Raw genomic sequence first — 15749 nt, forward strand, 5'->3', positions numbered from 1 at the left:
GCATCTGGGCCTGAATGAAATCGAACGGCCGTACTATTGTTGAGGACAGCCGTTCGCGAAACAAGGACTTTATTAGAAACCGATTTCTAACCGGTACTCTAATTTTCAGCCTTGGCGCGTCGCGCACAAGGGAACATTTCTCGATTGCACGCGAGGCGATTCGTGTGGCAGGCAAACGCCGTGCGCAGCGGCGTTGCGCGCGCCCGGAAGCGGCTGCGGCGCCTAGTCATAGCCGCCCACGGTGAGCATCTTCATGACCACGCGATATGAGTTCCACGCGAGCCAGTTCACCGCGCGCACGTGCCACGGACGCGCCTCGTAGCGCGCCCGATCGATCATCGGCGACTCGTCGAAGGCGCTCAGGATCGCGCCGCGCAGCTCGCCGATCTGCGGATGCAGCACCAGCAGCACGTTCGCCTCGTTGTTGAGCACGAGGCTCAGCGCGTCGAGATTCGACGACCCCACCGTGCCCCAGCTCAAATCGACCACGGCCACCTTGCCGTGCAGCATGGTCTTTTCGTATTCGGCGATCTGCACGCCCGCGCTCAGCAACTGGTGATAGAGAAACGGCGTGCCGTAATCGAGCACCTTGAACTCTTTTCGTCCGATCAACAGCTTGACCGTCACGCCGCGCGTGGCGGCTTCCAGGAGCGCACGGCGCAGCCGCCGCCCCGGCATGAAATACGGATTGGCGAGCAGCACTTCCTTGCGCGCCTCGCCGATGGCGTCGAGATAGGCCTTTTCGATCGCGCGCCGGTTCACGACGTTGTCGCGCGCGACGAAGGCCACGCACGGCACGCGCGCCGTGCGCGGATCGGGCACGCCCGCGCGCAGACGCTCGCGCAGCCGCGCGATGATGCGCTGCGCGCGACTCGTGCGCACCACGGGCGCGAGTTCGCGCAGCACCTCGTTGACCGCCTTGGCGGGCTGCATGACCGTGTGGCCGGTGGGATGCGGCGCCATGAAACCGGCGCTCGCGGGCACGCCCGGCGACAGCGGCAGTGGTCCGCCCGGCAGCGCCGGCGCGCCGAGCGGTGGACGATGGCCGAGCCGGATGCGCCGCCATTGCATCTCGATGGCCTCGCGCACGTCCACGACCACGGGACCGGCCAGCTCGACCGCGAAATCCCAACGCGCGAACGGCAGCGGCTTGCCGTCGTTTTCCATGTCGTCGACGATATTGATGCCGCCGCAAAACGCGTAGCGGTCGTCGATCACCGCGAGCTTGCGGTGCGTGCGCGAAAAGCCGAAGCGTCCAAAGATATGCGGGTTGTAGACGCGATGCTCGATGCCCGCCGCGGGCCACGCGTCGAACAGCGCCAGATGCGGCGAGCCGATGCCGTCGGTGATCACGCGCACGCGCACGCCGCGGCGCGCCGCGCGCATCAGCGCCTCGGACACCGCCTGACCGGTGCCGTCGCTGCAAAAAATATAGGTTTCGAGCGCGACGTCGCGCTGAGCCGCGTCGATGCGCTCGATCATCGCGCCGAACAGGCCTTCGCCCGAATGGAACAGGCGCACGTCGTTGCCGCTCGTGAAGCGGTAGCGAGAGCGATAACGCTTGCCGAGCAGCGCCTCGCGCAGCCGCATGACGCGGCGCGGTTCGATCCCCGAATCCAGCTCGGCCGGATCAGCGCCGGGATGTTCGCCGGGTTGATCGCGGTGGCCGGGGTCGGCGCGTCGGGTGTCGCTCACGGTTGCGCTCCGGCCAGACGCGCGGGCAATTGCAGAATGGCCTCGCGATTCGACGACGAAAAGCACTTCGCCGCCGCCTCTTCATACGGCAGCCACAGATACGCCGTGTGCTCGCGCGGCGACAGCGTGACCGGCGTGCCGTCGGGCACCTGAAGGCTGAACCAGTGCTCGGTGTTGCGCGTCACGCCCTCGGCGTAACGGTGGCGCCAGACCGGATAGATTTCGTACTCGATCCGATGCCGCCAGTCGAGCAGCGCCGCCGCCGACACGCCGTCCGCGCCCACGATGATGCCGGTTTCCTCGCCCACCTCGCGCACGGCGGTTTCGGCGAGCGGCTCGTCGAGACGGTCCTTCGAGCCGGTCACCGACTGCCAGAAGCCGGGCCGGTCGGCGCGCTCGATGATCAGCACGTCGAGCCGGGGCGTATGGATGACGACCAGGACGGATTCGGGAATCTTCGGCGGCTTCTGCATGATGGGGAACGCGAGTCGTGGTGCGCGGCCTGCGGCACTGCCATTACCGCTGAGCAGTGTGCGGCGCTCTTGTGAAGGAATTTAACGCAAAAAGCAAAAAAGGCGCACGATGCGCCTTTTTTGTTGCGTTGCAGGACGACGCGCCGGGGCGCGCCGTCTGCACGATGCTGCTCGATACCGACTGCCGCTTACTGCGCCGGCTTCTGCTCGGGCTGACGCAGACGGATGTGCAGTTCCTTGAGCTGACGCTCGTCGACCGGGCTCGGCGCCTGCGTGAGCAGACACTGCGCGCGTTGCGTCTTCGGGAACGCGATCACGTCGCGGATCGAGTCGGCGCCGGCCATCATCGTGACGATGCGGTCCAGACCGAACGCGATACCGCCGTGCGGCGGCGCGCCGTACTGCAGCGCGTCCAGCAGGAAGCCGAACTTCGCACGCGCTTCTTCCGCACCGATCTTCAGCGCGCGGAACACCTTGCTCTGCACGTCTTCCTGATAGATACGGACCGAACCGCCGCCGATTTCCCAGCCATTCAGCACCATGTCGTAAGCCTTCGCGAGGCAGCGGCCCGGGTCCGTTTCCAGATATTCCAGGTGCTCGTCCTTCGGGCTCGTGAACGGGTGATGCGCGGCCACGTAGCGGTTTTCTTCCTCGTCGTACTCGAACATCGGGAAGTCGATCACCCACAGCGGCTTCCAGCCCTTCTCGACCAGACCGTTGGCCTTGCCGAATTCCGAATGGCCGACCTTCAGACGCAGCGCGCCCAGGCTGTCGTTCACGACCTTCGCGCGGTCTGCTGCGAAGAAGATGATGTCGCCGTCTTGTGCGCCGGTGCGCTCCAGGATGGCGGCGATCGACGCGTCGTGCAGGTTCTTGACGATCGGGCTTTGCAGACCGTCACGGCCCTTCGCGACTTCGTTGACCTTGATCCAGGCCAGACCCTTCGCGCCGTAGATGCGCACGAATTCCGTGTAGCCGTCGATGTCGCCACGCGAAAGTTCAGCGCCCTTCGGCACGCGCAGTGCGGCCACGCGGCCGTCCTTGCTGTTGGCCGGCGTGCTGAACACCTTGAAGTCCACGTCCTTCATGGCGTCCGTCAGTTCCGTGAATTCGAGCTTCACGCGCAGGTCGGGCTTGTCCGAACCGAAGCGGCTCATGGCTTCCGAGTACGGCATGATCGGGAACTTCGCGTCGAGTTCGACGCCGATCGTTTCCTTGAACACGTGACGCGCCATATCTTCGAACAGGTCACGGATTTCCTGCTCGCCGAGGAACGACGTTTCGCAGTCGATCTGCGTGAATTCCGGCTGACGGTCTGCGCGCAGATCTTCGTCGCGGAAGCACTTGACGATCTGGTAGTAGCGATCGAAGTTCGCGACCATCAGCATCTGCTTGAAGAGCTGCGGCGACTGCGGCAGCGCGAAGAACTGACCCGCGTTCACGCGCGACGGCACGAGGTAGTCGCGCGCGCCTTCCGGCGTGCTCTTCGTGAGCATCGGCGTTTCGATGTCGATGAAGCCGAGCGCGTCGAGATACTTGCGCACGGCCATCGTCACGCGGTAACGCAGGCGCAGGTTGTGCTGCATCTGCGGACGGCGCAGGTCGAGCACGCGATGCGTGAGGCGCGTGGTTTCCGAGAGGTTGTCGTCGTCGAGCTGGAACGGCGGCGTGACCGACGGGTTCAGCACCACGATTTCGTGGCACAGCACTTCGATCTTGCCGCTCGTGAGGTTGGCGTTGACCGTGCCTTCCGGACGATTGCGGACCAGACCCCTGACCTGCACGCAGAACTCGTTGCGCACGCCTTCGGCGATCTTGAACATCTCTGCGCGATCCGGGTCGCAGACGACCTGAACGAGGCCTTCGCGGTCGCGCAGGTCGATGAAGATAACGCCGCCGTGGTCGCGGCGGCGCTGCACCCATCCGCACAGCGAAACAGTTTGGCCCAGCAGCTGTTCGGTCACCAGACCGCAGTATTCAGATCTCATCGACATGATGTTCGTCTTTCGTTATGCGTGAATTAAACGGGAAGCGCGCGCACGGTTGCGGCCGAAGCGGCGTCCGGTATTTAAAGCGGGGGATCGATGGGGCGGCGTGCATTCGCGGCCGGCGCGACGACGCCCATCGAAACAATATACTTGAGCGCGGCATCGACCGTCATGTCGAGTTCGATGACTTCGCTCTTCGGCACCATCAGGAAAAAGCCCGATGTGGGATTGGGCGTGGTCGGCACATACACGCTCACGTGATCTTCCTGAAGATGGTTGACCACGTCGCCGCCGGGAATGCCGGTCAGGAACGCGATCGTCCACGAGCCCTTGCGCGGATATTCGATCAGGAGTGCCTTGCGAAAGGCATTGCCGTTGCTCGAAAGCAGTGTATCGGAAACCTGCTGGATGCTGCTGTACAGCGGCCCCACGATCGGAATGCGGCGCACCAGCGCGTTCCACCACTCCACCAGTTTCTGGCCGATGAAGTTGTGCGTGAGCACGCCCACGACAAAGATGAACGCCAGCGTGAGCACCGCGCCCAGACCCGGCAGGCGCATGTGGAACAGGCGCTCGGGCCGCCACGATTCGGGCAGCAGCAACAGCGTCTGATCCATCGTGCCGATGACGAGATTCAGCACCCACAGCGTGATGGCCAGCGGCACCAGCACCAGAAGGCCGGTCAGGAACACCGATTTGAAGGTCGCTTTCTTGATCTTCATGTACACGCCATCCAGGCCGCGCGCGGGCGCGGCGCTTGCGCGGCCCGGCTTCACTCAGGAGGTCTGCCGGACCACAGGGTTTGTCAGGTCGAGCCCGAAGTGCCCGACGCCGCAGGCGCCGCGCTGGTCGTTGCCGCGGCGGCCGGTGAGGCCGGGCTTGCGCTCTCGGACTTGCCGCCTTCCGACGACGACGCAGCGTCGCCGCTCTTTGCGTCCTTCGCGCCCGTGGCGGCAGCGCTCGTGCCGCTGTTATTGCCATTACTGTTGCCGCCACGGAAGTCCGTGACGTACCAGCCCGAGCCTTTCAGCTGGAAGCCGGCTGCGGTGACCTGTTTGCGATACGCGTCCGCGCCGCAGCTCGGGCACTGCGTCAGGGGCGCATCGCTGATCTTTTGCAGCACGTCTTTGGCGAAGCCGCACGATTCGCAGCGATAAGCGTAGATCGGCATGATCTCTTTCCTGATGAAACGGATGAAATTCCGGTAAATGCTTGCAAAGCCTTGAATTATAGCCGCAAACGCTCCCCTGGCCTGGTAATTGCCAGGCCGGGTCGTGTGACCGGGGCTACGCAGCAGTTTGGGGCGGATTGCGCGCGATCAAGGGCGTGATCGGCGAGACCGTGCGCGCGCGCGGGTTGAGCGCGTATCAGGCGGCTGTCAAACGCCTGTCGCGCGCCGATTCAGGCCGGCGCCGACGCGTTGCGACGCCAAGTGAGCCAGCGCTCGCGGCCCGCGAAAACCGGCAGCGATGCGCTCACCTCGTGCTCGTCGAGCAGCGTGAAATACGGCGTGAGCAGCACGTCCAACTCGGCGCGTTCGATGCCGAACGGCGGCCCCTTGGGCGTGTCGGCGAAGAAGAAAAAGCCCGCCAGCAGCGCGCCCGGCGCGAGCAATTCGGCCATGCGGCGCGCGTAGGCGCGCCGCTGCGCCTTGGGCAGCGCGCACAGGAATGCACGCTCGAAGATCCAGTCCGGCGCGAACGGCGGACGGTAGGCGTAAAAGTCGGCTTCCTCGACGACATCGGCGTAATGGCCCAGCGCGGTGCGCGCGTGGGCGACGGCAGCAGGCGAAAAGTCGATCGCCCGCACGGTGCGGCCGTGCTCGGCGAGCCAGCGCGCTTCCCATGCGTTGCCGCAGCCCGGAATCAGCACGCTGGCTGCGGCGTGCGCCGTGGCGAAGGCTTCGAAGTCCGGCTGCACGCCCGCCTGATCCCACGGGGTGAAGCCGCGCTCGAATCGCTCGTCCCAGAATGCGGGCGCCGAGGGGTCGCGCGTGGCGAAGTCCGCGGCCGCGCCAGTTTCCGGCGATGGCGTGGATGGTGCGGCTTGATCCGGTTGATCCGCTTGATCCGGTTTTGTCGTCATGTCTCGCTCCTTGTCTGCCGCCCCGCTCAGCCGCCGTAGGCGAACGCCAGCCACATGCGCGCGGCGAGCATGCCGACGCCCACCGCCACGCCGAACACCACGAGCCCCTGCAACAGGCGGTTGGTGCGGCGCTGCTCGGCGAGAATCTGACGCAGCGCGTCGTCGCTGCCGAGGTGAGTGGGATCCTGGCGATGCAGCAGCGCCTGATGCACGAGGCGCGGCAATTGCGGCAGCGTCTTGCTCCATTGCGGCGCCTCGATCTTGAGGCGCTCGAACCAGCCGCGCAAGCCGATCTGCTCGGTCATCCAGCGTTCGAGATACGGCTTCGCGGTCTTCCAGAGATCGAGTTCCGGGTCGAGCGAGCGCCCGAGCCCTTCCACGTTCAGCATGGTCTTTTGCAGCAGCACGAGTTGCGGCTGGATTTCCACGTTGAAGCGGCGCGAGGTCTGGAACAGGCGCAGCAGCACCTGACCGAGCGAAATATCCTTGAGCGCGCGGTCGAAATACGGCTCGCACACCGCGCGGATCGCGCTTTCGAGTTCCTCGACGCGCGTCGTGGGCGGCACCCAGCCCGACTCGATGTGCAGCGTCGCCACGCGATGATAGTCGCGCTTGAAGAACGCGAGAAAGTTCTGCGCGAGGTAGTTTTTATCGAAGTCCGACAGCGCGCCGACGATACCGAAATCGAGCGCGATATAACGCCCGAAATGCGCCGGATCGAGGCTCACCTGGATGTTGCCGGGGTGCATGTCGGCGTGGAAAAAGCCGTCGCGGAACACCTGCGTGAAGAAGATCTCCACGCCTTCGCGCGCGAGCTTCGGAATGTCCACGCCCGCCGCGCGCAGCTTGTCGACCTGGCTGATCGGCACGCCGACCATGCGCTCCATCACCAGCACGTTGGGCGTGCTGAATTCCCAGTACATCTCGGGCACGAGCAGCAGGTCGAGGCCCGCGAAATTGCGGCGCAGCTGGCTGCCGTTGGCGGCCTCGCGCATCAGATCGAGTTCGTCGTGCAGGTATTTGTCGAATTCGGCCACGACCTCGCGCGGCTTCAGGCGCTTGCCGTCGGCCCACAGCCGCTCGGCCCACACGGCGATGTCGCGCAGCAACAGCAGATCGGAATCGATCACGGGCCGCATGTTCGGGCGCAGCACCTTCACCGCCACGGCCTTGCCCGCGTGCTGCCCCGACCTCACCTTCGCGAAGTGCACCTGCGCGATCGAGGCGCTCGCCACCGGCACGCGCTCGAAGTCGTCGAACAGTTCGTCGACGGGCGCGCCCAGCGACTTCTCGATGATGTCGATGGCCACCTTCGAATCGAACGGCGGCACCTGATCCTGTAGCTTGGCGAGTTCGTTGGCGATGTCGTGCGGCAGCAGATCGCGGCGCGTGGAGAGCACCTGGCCGAACTTCACGAAGATCGGGCCGAGGCTTTCGAGCGCGAGACGCAGCCGCACGCCGGGCGGTTGATCGAACTTGCGTCCGATCGTGGTGATGCGCAGCAACAGCCTGACGCGCCGGTCATTGATCCGGCTCAACATCATTTCGTCGAGACCGAAGCGGATGACCGTAAAGAAAATCTTCAGGAAACGCAGAAAACGCATGTCTTAGTTGCCTTGTAGCGGGCCGGTTGTCTGGCTCGGCGCGCGCGGCGCCGCGCTCGAAGGCGTCGATCCCGCGCTGCGCGCTTGTGATTTTTGTTCAAGGCGCTCGATGCGCTTTTCCACGCGCGCAAGTGCATCGCGCGCGCGTGACAGCTCCGTGTTGAAGCCGTCCAGCTCGGCGTGCCGCACGAGTTGCGGATTTTCGTCGAGCAGATATTCGGTGACGGAGCCGAGCACATTGCGCCCGGTGCGAAGGGCCTGCTGGTGCGCGGCGCGCGCGAATGCGGCGACGCGAAACGCACTGGCGTCACCGATCAGCTTCGCGAGATCCTCTTCGGGCTCCCAGCGCAGATGTTCGGCGAGCTTGCCGATGATCTGCGCAAACTCGGCGTCGCCCTCGATCTTCACGTGCTTCATGACGGCCGACTGACCGCCCTGCACGTACGAGGAGAGCGCGCCCGCAGGCACGGAAAGCGCGACGTCGGCATGTTGCGCCTCGTGCTCTTCGACGGCGGCGATATAGCCGTCGGGCTGCACGAGCAGCGTGAGCACGACAGGCGGACACGACAGACGGGCCGTCTTGCCGGCGTAAGGAGCGAGGCGGTCGCGGGCCCACGATTCGCGGGCGAGCAGGTGATTGACAGCGGCGGCGAAGGGCTTGGCGGCGAGAGTCATCGGCGTGGAATCAAAAAAACCCGCGCGGGCATCGAGCTCGCGCGGGTTCCTATTGTAGCGTTCGCGCCGCCGGATCGCCCCGCGCCGCGGCTGGCCGGCAGGCCAGATTCGCCTGCACGCGCGCAGCATCAACCACGCGCGCGTTTTGCTCAGCGCGGCGCGATGCCGCGCATCAGTGCGATTCGACCTGCTGGATACCGGCCAGCAGCCAGCCCTCGCCCGAGCTGCGCGACTTCGAGAGATTCCAGATCTCGACGAACGGCGCGGCCGCCGCGCCCGCTTCCTCGCGGATCAGGCCGGAGAAACGCACGCTCGCGAGGTACTCGTTGCCGCGCTCTTCCACGGCGAGCAGGTCGGCGTTGAGCTGCACGACGTCGGTCTGGTTCGGCTGCGCGCCGCGGCCCGCGAGGTCCACGCGGATCTCGGCGAACATCTCGGGCGTGGTGAATTCGCGGATGTCGTCGATATTGCCCGCATCCCAGGCCGCTTGCAGGCGCACGAAGTAGACCTTGGCGTTGCGCAGGAACGCTTCGCTGTCGAAACCCGCCGGAATGGCGGGCGGCGTGTCGATCTGCGGCGTGCTCAGCGCATTCGCTTCGGGCGCGAGGTACTGGCCCGTGGGCGGCGCCGTGTAGCGCGGCTCCTGCGGGTTGTAGCCGCCCATCTGGCTCAGGTTAGTGTTCAGATTCGCACCGCCCGTTTGATACGCGGGCTCAGCCGGACGGCGGCGGTTCATGAACTTGCGGATCAGCCAGATCGCCACGAACGCGATCAGCGCGATCACGATCATGTTGGCCATGGCGCCCGCGAACGCCTCACCGAGGCCGAAGTGCGAGAGCAGCGCCGCGATGCCCAGACCGGCCGCGAGACCGGCGATAGGACCGAGCCAGCGATTGCGCGCCGGAGCGGCGGCGGGCGTGGGCGCCGGCGAGCCAGGTGCGCGCTGCGCGCCGGCCTGCTGGGCGGGATTCGTGGGGCTGGGCTGCGCGGGCGGCGGCGTGGTGCTGCGCTGCGACGCGACCGAGGACTGCTTGCCGAAGCTGCGGCCGCCACCCATGCGACGGGCTTCAGCGTCGAACGATGCGAAGCTGCCCGCCACCAGCGCGCCGATCACTGCCAAGGTGCCAATCCGCCTCGCCCAAGACATTGAAAGCTTACTGGAAGCATTGTTACGGGTCTCAGGCATGGCGGTATTTCCTTTAAAGACAGATAGTTAGGAACACTAGTACTTTGTCCCGACGTGTAAGGCTACCACGCCAGCTGACAAATTGTAATATTTGACGGCATCGAGGCCGATTTGTTCCATCATCGTCTTCAGGGTTTCCTGGTCCGGATGCATGCGGATCGACTCCGCCAGGTACTGGTAACTGTCCGCATCCTGGGCGAAACGCTTGCCGAGCCACGGCAGCACCTTGAAGGAGTACACGTCGTACGCCTTCTTGAGCGGCTCCCAGACCTTCGAGAATTCGAGCACCATCACGCGGCCGCCCGGCTTGATCACCCGGCGCATTTCCGCGAGCGCGGCGTCCTTGTGCGTCATGTTGCGCAGCCCGAAAGCCACGGTCACGAGGTCGAAGTAGTTGTCCGGAAAGGGAATTTTCTCGGCGTCGCAGAGCAGCGCGGGCGTGATCACGCCTTTGTCGATCAGACGGTCGCGGCCCACGCGCAGCATCGACTCGTTGATGTCGGTGTGCCAGACCTCGCCCGTCGGACCGGCCTTCTTCGCGAACGCCATCGACAGATCGCCGGTGCCGCCCGCGATGTCGAGCACCTTCGCGCCCGGACGGATATTGGCCTGGGCGATCGTGAACGCCTTCCACGCGCGGTGCAGCCCGCCCGACATCAGGTCGTTCATCAGGTCGTAGTTCGAGGCGACCGAGTGGAACACGCCGGCCACCTTCTTCGCCTTGTCCTGTTCGTCGACTGTCTGATAGCCGAAGTGGGTTTTGCTCATCGCGCTCGTCCTTTCGCGGTCTTGTCCGGCTCGCAGCCGGACTTTTTGAATGAAATTCGCCGCGTCGTGGCGCGGCGGCAGGATCGTAACAGGAAGCGTCAGTGGCAGTGGCCGTGCGCGGCAGCGGGCGGCGCCATCGGCGCGTCGCGCTCGACGCCCGCGGCCTTGAGCTTCGCGAAATAGTCGGCCCAGAGCGTGTCCTGCTGCGTGGCCAGTTCGTAGAGCTGGTCCCACGAATAGATGCCGGTATTGTGGCCGTCGGAGAAGGTGGGCTGCAGCGCGTAGTTGCCGACGCCTTCGAGCGCCGTGATGGTCACTTCGCGCTTGCCGGTCTGCAGCGTTTCCTGGCCGGGCCCGTGGCCGCGCACTTCCGCCGAGGGCGAATAAACGCGCATCAGCTCGAACGGGATGCGATAGCTCTGTCCGTTCGCATACTGCAGTTCAAGCACGCGCGACAGCGCATGCACCACGACGCCGGTCGGCACCGGCGTATCGGATTTGAGTCCGCTCATGTTCTTTCCTGTTCGCCCGTCAAGTCCGGCAAGGCTGCCCCGCCGGTCCGGCTCACGCCAGCGCCTGTTCCATTTCCTGCCGCACCGCCTCGCGCAGCAGCGTGGCCTGGGCGCGGCGTTGACCGAGCATCGCTTCCGACACCGTGCGCTGCCGCGGCGCCCACACGGGCAGCGGGAAATGCGCGTCGTTGCTGAAGCGCGGGATCACGTGCCAGTGCACGTGCGGCACCTGGTTGCCGAGACTCGCGAGATTCACCTTCGACGGCTGCATGACGCGGCGCTGCGCCCGCTCGACCGCATACACCGCGCGCATCAGATGTTCCCGGTCGGCGTGCTCGAGATCCGAGAACTCGGCGACGTGCGTATTCCAGATCACCCGGCAAAAGCCCGGATAGTCGATTTCAGCGCTCGCGAGCACGACGCGCAGACGCTCGTCCTCCCACAGCACCTCGCCGCCTTCCTCATTGCAGAATACGCATGCCATCGTCGTCCTCGAACCGTATTACGGAAAAATTAGCCGTGCCATTAAACCAGCACGCGCTCGATTCCGCCATTGTTCGCCTTCTGCACGTAGTCCGCCATCCAGTTCTCGCCGAGCACGTGACGGGCGATCTCCACCACGATGTAGTCGGCTTCGATGTTGGCGTCCTCGTTGTAGCGCGACAGGCCCTGCAGGCACGACGGGCAGCTCGTCAGAATCTTGACGTCCTGCGTCGTGCCCTGCCCGCCCGCTTCCTGCTGCGTGGCCGGCTGCACGCCGTTCGCGCCGTTGCCGACGACCGGAATGTCGCGCAGCTTCGCCGCGCCCTTGCGGATTTCCTCTTCCTTGCGGAAGCGCACCTGCGTCGAAACGTCCGGACGCGTGACCGCGAGCGTGCCCGATTCGCCGCAGCAACGATCGTTCTTCTCGATCTTGTAGCCGTCCTTTTCCGAACCCATGAGTTCGTTGACGAGCTTGACCGGGTCGATCGTCTTGATCGGCGTGTGGCACGGGTCGTGATACATGTAGCGCGTGCCGCTCACGCCATCGAGCTTGATGCCCTTCTCGAGCAGGAACTCGTGAATGTCGATGATGCGGCAACCCGGGAAGATCTTGTCGAATTCATAACCGGCGAGCTGGTCGTAACACGTGCCGCACGACACCACGACGGTCTTGATGTCGAGGTAGTTGAGCGTGTTCGCGACGCGGTGGAACAGCACGCGGTTGTCGGTGACGATCTGCTCGGCCTTGTCGAACTGGCCCGAGCCGCGCTGCGGATAGCCGCAGCACAGATAGCCCGGCGGCAGCACGGTCTGCACGCCGGCTTCCCACAACATCGCCTGGGTGGCAAGCCCGACCTGCGAGAACAGACGCTCCGAGCCGCAGCCCGGGAAGTAGAACACCGCTTCCGAATCGACGCTCGTCGCCTTCGGATTGCGGATGATCGGCACGATCTTGTTGTCTTCGATGTCGAGCAGCGCGCGCGCCGTCTTCTTCGGCAGGTTGCCCGGCATCTTCTTGTTGACGAAGTGGATCACCTGCTCGACCACCGGCGATTTGCCCGTGGATGCGGGCGGATGCGCCGTCTGCTTCTTGACGAACTTCTTCAGCACGTCGTTGCCGAGGCGCTGCGCCTTGTAGCCCACGCCCATCATCGCGGTACGCGCGAGGTTGATGGTCTGCGGATTGGTGGCGTTGAGGAAGAACATGCCCGCCGCGTTGCCCGCGTTGAACTTCTTCTTGCCCATCTTGCGCAGCAGGTTGCGCATGTTCATCGTCACGTCGCCGAAGTCGATCTTGACCGGGCACGGCGTCACGCACTTGTGGCAGACCGTGCAGTGGTCGGCCACGTCGTTGAACTCGTCCCAGTGCTTGATCGACACACCGCGGCGCGTCTGCTCTTCGTACAGGAAGGCCTCGACCAGCAGCGAGGTCGCGAGAATCTTGTTGCGCGGGCTGTACAGCAGGTTCGCGCGCGGCACGTGCGTGGCGCACACCGGCTTGCACTTGCCGCAGCGCAGGCAGTCCTTGACCGACTCGGCGATCGCGCCGATGTCGGATTGCTGCATGATCAGCGACTCGTAGCCCATCAGGCCGAACGACGGCGTGTAGGCGTTGCGCAGGTCGGCGCCTTCGAGCAGCTTGCCCGCGTTGAAGCGGCCATGCGGATCGACGCGCTGCTTGTAGGCGCGGAAGTCGGCGATCTCGTCCTCGGTGAGGAATTCGAGCTTGGTGATGCCGATGCCGTGCTCGCCCGAGATCACGCCGTCGAGCGAACGCGCGAGCTTCATGATGCGCGCGACCGCGACGTGCGCGTCCTGCAGCATCTCGTAGTTGTCCGAGTTCACCGGCAGGTTGGTGTGCACGTTGCCGTCGCCGGCGTGCATGTGCAGCGCCACGAACACGCGGCCGCGCAGCACCTTCTTGTGGATCGCCTGGGCTTCGTCGAGAATCGGCTTGAATTCGCCGCCGTTGAAGATCTTGCGCAGTTCGGCGCGGATCTCCTGCTTCCACGAGATGCGCACCGTGCGGTCCTGCGTCACATGGAAAACGTTGACGTCGGGCTGCGTGTCGCAGCGGTCGGCGAACTTCTCCGCCAGCGCTTCGTAGCCCAGTTGCACGAGATAGTGCTGCGCCTCGCGCAGCGGCATGTCGAGCTTGTCGCCGACGAAGGTCCAGCGCTCGCGCACGCGCTTGAGCAGATCGAGCGCCTGCTGCACGCGGTCTTCGAGCAGTTCCGCGCTGGGGATTTCGTTGGCGTCGTCGCTCTTGCCGAGCGGCAGCTTGCCGCCCTTGAAGAACGCTTCGAGCGCGTCGACCAGTTGCAGCTTGTTCTTGATCGACAGTTCGATGTTGATGCGCTCGATGCCGTCCGTGTACTCGCCCATGCGGTTGAGCGGAATCACGACGTCTTCGTTGATCTTGAACGCGTTGGTGTGCCTGGCGATCGCGGCCGTGCGGCTGCGGTCGAGCCAGAAGCGCTTGCGGGCCTCGGCGGAGACGGCCACGAAGCCTTCGCCGCTCTTGCCGTTGGCCATGCGGATCACTTCCGAGGTGGCGGCGGCCACGGCATCGGCGTCGTCGCCGACGATGTCGCCGATCAGCACCATCTTCGGAAACGCGTTGCGCTTGCTCTTGGTCGCGTAGCCCACGGCGCGCAGATAGCGCTCGTCCAGATGCTCCAGACCCGCGAGAATCGCACCGCCCTGCTTCGACGTTTCGAACAGGTAATCCTTGATTTCGACGATGCTCGGGATCGCCTCGCGCGCCTGGCCGAAGAACTCCAGACAGACCGTGCGCGTGTGCGCGGGCATCTTGTGCAGCACCCAGCGCGCCGACGTGATGAGACCGTCGCAACCTTCCTTCTGGATGCCTGGCAGGCCCGCGAGGAATTTATCGGTCACGTCCTTGCCGAGACCTTCCTTGCGGAACACGCGGCCCGCGATGTCGAGCGACTCCGTGCGCAGCAGCTTTTCGCCCGGCGCGTACTCGCCGTCGAACCACTTCAATTCGAAGCGCGCGACTTCGATGTCGTGGATCTTGCCCATGTTGTGGTCGAGGCGCGTGACTTCGAGCCAGTTGCCCTCGGGGTCGACCATGCGCCACCAGGCGAGGTTGTCGAGCGCCGTGCCCCACAGCACGGCCTTCTTGCCGCCCGCGTTCATGGCGACGTTGCCGCCGATGCACGACGCGTCGAGCGAGGTCGGATCGACCGCGAACACGAAGCCCGCCGCGTCCGCCGCTTCGGTCACGCGGCGCGTGACCACGCCCGCGCCCGAGAAAATCGTCGCGACCTTGCGGTTCACGCCCGGCAGATCGGTCATTTCGACCGGTCCGAGCTGTTCGAGCTTTTCGGTGTTGATGACGGCCGAGAACGGCGTGAGCGGCACCGCGCCGCCTGTGTAGCCCGTGCCGCCTCCGCGCGGGATCACCGTGAGGCCCAGTTCGAAGCAGGCCTTGATAAGGCCCGCGATCTCGGCTTCGGTGTCCGGCGTGAGGACCACGAACGGATATTCCACGCGCCAGTCGGTTGCGTCGGTCACGTGCGAGACGCGCGCAATGCCGTCGAAGCGGATGTTGTCCTTCTGCGTGCGCTTGCCGAGCACCTTGGTGGCGCGGCGGCGCAGATCGGCCATCTTGTCGAATTCGGCGGCGAAGTCCTCGATCGCGCGGCGAGCCGCGCCGATCAGCGTTTCCACGCGCGCGGCGCGCACGACGCCGTCCTGATCGCTATGTTCGACGAGGTCGGCGCGGCGGCGCTTCTCGATTTCGGCGATACGGTGATTCAGCGCATCGATCAGCATCGCGCGACGCTTCGGGTTGTCGAGCAGATCGTCCTGCAGATACGGATTGCGGCGCACGACCCAGATGTCGCCGAGCACTTCGTACAGCATGCGCGCCGAGCGGCCCGTGCGGCGTTCGCCGCGCAGTTCGGCGAGCGCGTTCCACGCCTCTTCGCCGAGCAGGCGAATGACGATTTCGCGGTCCGAAAAGGACGTGTAGTTGTACGGAATCTCGCGCAGGCGCGGTTCGATGTCGGCGGCCACGGCTGCGGCGGCGCCGTGAGGATCGAAAACTTGAGGTGCGTTCATGGTTGGACGACTCTTTGAGCCAGATCCGCGCGCGGCTTACGGAGCCGATCGGACGGATGCTGACGGGGCGCGTGGGGCGCTATTCTGAAATCGTGTCCGCCGGGGGCACGCTCGTGGCGCGGATGGCTGGGCGGACGAAGGGGTGGGGAAGCATGGCGGCAGCGCTCACGCCGATGGTTCCCCGGCGCTCG

The 15749-nt window shown here is 65.2% G+C and carries 13 protein-coding genes; all 13 read right to left on the reverse strand.

Translation table 11 applies throughout. From position 1 onward, the window contains the following. Nucleotides 1-222: 222 nt before the first annotated feature. Nucleotides 223-1590, reverse strand: a complete 1368-nt coding sequence (locus G5S35_RS12290; RefSeq protein WP_183038847.1) for a phospholipase D-like domain-containing protein — start codon at nucleotides 1588-1590, stop codon at nucleotides 223-225. 101 nt (nucleotides 1591-1691) lie between these two features. Further along, nucleotides 1692-2168, reverse strand: coding sequence for a dihydroneopterin triphosphate diphosphatase (nudB, locus tag G5S35_RS12295; RefSeq protein WP_065059364.1), 477 nt, complete (start codon nucleotides 2166-2168; stop codon nucleotides 1692-1694). A 188-nt stretch (nucleotides 2169-2356) separates the two neighbouring features. Beyond that, complete coding sequence (gene aspS, locus G5S35_RS12300) at nucleotides 2357-4162, reverse strand: aspartate--tRNA ligase (RefSeq protein ID WP_124262494.1); 1806 nt, start codon at nucleotides 4160-4162, stop codon at nucleotides 2357-2359. A 74-nt stretch (nucleotides 4163-4236) separates the two neighbouring features. Continuing rightward, entirely contained in the window at nucleotides 4237-4878 is a 642-nt protein-coding gene (locus tag G5S35_RS12305; RefSeq protein ID WP_065059393.1) for a DUF502 domain-containing protein, read from the reverse strand. Nucleotides 4879-4961: 83 nt separating this feature from the next. After that, nucleotides 4962-5327: an FmdB family zinc ribbon protein gene (locus G5S35_RS12310; RefSeq protein WP_124262493.1), complete on the reverse strand. Its 366-nt coding sequence runs from the start codon at nucleotides 5325-5327 to the stop codon at nucleotides 4962-4964. A gap of 230 nt (nucleotides 5328-5557) precedes the next feature. Beyond that, nucleotides 5558-6241 (reverse strand): methyltransferase domain-containing protein, encoded by a 684-nt coding sequence (locus tag G5S35_RS12315; RefSeq protein WP_183038338.1) that lies wholly within the window; start codon nucleotides 6239-6241, stop codon nucleotides 5558-5560. Nucleotides 6242-6267: 26 nt separating this feature from the next. Beyond that, complete coding sequence (gene ubiB, locus G5S35_RS12320) at nucleotides 6268-7845, reverse strand: ubiquinone biosynthesis regulatory protein kinase UbiB (RefSeq protein WP_183038339.1); 1578 nt, start codon at nucleotides 7843-7845, stop codon at nucleotides 6268-6270. 3 nt (nucleotides 7846-7848) lie between these two features. After that, entirely contained in the window at nucleotides 7849-8520 is a 672-nt protein-coding gene (locus G5S35_RS12325; RefSeq protein WP_065059368.1) for a ubiquinone biosynthesis accessory factor UbiJ, read from the reverse strand. 172 nt (nucleotides 8521-8692) lie between these two features. Continuing rightward, nucleotides 8693-9706 (reverse strand): Tim44 domain-containing protein, encoded by a 1014-nt coding sequence (locus tag G5S35_RS12330; RefSeq protein WP_065059369.1) that lies wholly within the window; start codon nucleotides 9704-9706, stop codon nucleotides 8693-8695. A 36-nt stretch (nucleotides 9707-9742) separates the two neighbouring features. Next, nucleotides 9743-10474, reverse strand: a complete 732-nt coding sequence (gene ubiE, locus G5S35_RS12335) for a bifunctional demethylmenaquinone methyltransferase/2-methoxy-6-polyprenyl-1,4-benzoquinol methylase UbiE (protein WP_065059370.1) — start codon at nucleotides 10472-10474, stop codon at nucleotides 9743-9745. Between the two features lie 98 nt (nucleotides 10475-10572). Beyond that, nucleotides 10573-10986, reverse strand: a complete 414-nt coding sequence (locus G5S35_RS12340) for a gamma-butyrobetaine hydroxylase family protein (protein WP_065059371.1) — start codon at nucleotides 10984-10986, stop codon at nucleotides 10573-10575. Nucleotides 10987-11038: 52 nt separating this feature from the next. Further along, on the reverse strand, nucleotides 11039-11470 hold the full coding sequence (locus G5S35_RS12345; protein WP_065059372.1) for an HIT family protein: 432 nt from the start codon (nucleotides 11468-11470) through the stop codon (nucleotides 11039-11041). Between the two features lie 41 nt (nucleotides 11471-11511). Next, nucleotides 11512-15558, reverse strand: coding sequence for a DUF3683 domain-containing protein (locus G5S35_RS12350; protein WP_183038340.1), 4047 nt, complete (start codon nucleotides 15556-15558; stop codon nucleotides 11512-11514). Nucleotides 15559-15749: the final 191 nt, after the last annotated feature.

Origin of the sequence: Paraburkholderia tropica (assembly GCF_014171495.1) — a bacterium.
Classification (GTDB): domain Bacteria; phylum Pseudomonadota; class Gammaproteobacteria; order Burkholderiales; family Burkholderiaceae; genus Paraburkholderia; species Paraburkholderia tropica.

What these genes read in the sequence shown, in the direction of transcription:
- G5S35_RS12290 (WP_183038847.1), bottom strand. Translation starts at nt 1,590, where the DNA reads ATGCGGCTGCGCGAGGCGCTGCTCGGCAAGCGTTATCGCTCTCGCTAC.
- nudB (WP_065059364.1), bottom strand. Translation starts at nt 2,168, where the DNA reads ATGCAGAAGCCGCCGAAGATTCCCGAATCCGTCCTGGTCGTCATCCAT.
- aspS (WP_124262494.1), bottom strand. Translation starts at nt 4,162, where the DNA reads ATGTCGATGAGATCTGAATACTGCGGTCTGGTGACCGAACAGCTGCTG.
- G5S35_RS12305 (WP_065059393.1), bottom strand. Translation starts at nt 4,878, where the DNA reads ATGAAGATCAAGAAAGCGACCTTCAAATCGGTGTTCCTGACCGGCCTT.
- G5S35_RS12310 (WP_124262493.1), bottom strand. Translation starts at nt 5,327, where the DNA reads ATGCCGATCTACGCTTATCGCTGCGAATCGTGCGGCTTCGCCAAAGAC.
- G5S35_RS12315 (WP_183038338.1), bottom strand. Translation starts at nt 6,241, where the DNA reads ATGACGACAAAACCGGATCAAGCGGATCAACCGGATCAAGCCGCACCA.
- ubiB (WP_183038339.1), bottom strand. Translation starts at nt 7,845, where the DNA reads ATGCGTTTTCTGCGTTTCCTGAAGATTTTCTTTACGGTCATCCGCTTC.
- G5S35_RS12325 (WP_065059368.1), bottom strand. Translation starts at nt 8,520, where the DNA reads ATGACTCTCGCCGCCAAGCCCTTCGCCGCCGCTGTCAATCACCTGCTC.
- G5S35_RS12330 (WP_065059369.1), bottom strand. Translation starts at nt 9,706, where the DNA reads ATGCCTGAGACCCGTAACAATGCTTCCAGTAAGCTTTCAATGTCTTGG.
- ubiE (WP_065059370.1), bottom strand. Translation starts at nt 10,474, where the DNA reads ATGAGCAAAACCCACTTCGGCTATCAGACAGTCGACGAACAGGACAAG.
- G5S35_RS12340 (WP_065059371.1), bottom strand. Translation starts at nt 10,986, where the DNA reads ATGAGCGGACTCAAATCCGATACGCCGGTGCCGACCGGCGTCGTGGTG.
- G5S35_RS12345 (WP_065059372.1), bottom strand. Translation starts at nt 11,470, where the DNA reads ATGGCATGCGTATTCTGCAATGAGGAAGGCGGCGAGGTGCTGTGGGAG.
- G5S35_RS12350 (WP_183038340.1), bottom strand. Translation starts at nt 15,558, where the DNA reads ATGAACGCACCTCAAGTTTTCGATCCTCACGGCGCCGCCGCAGCCGTG.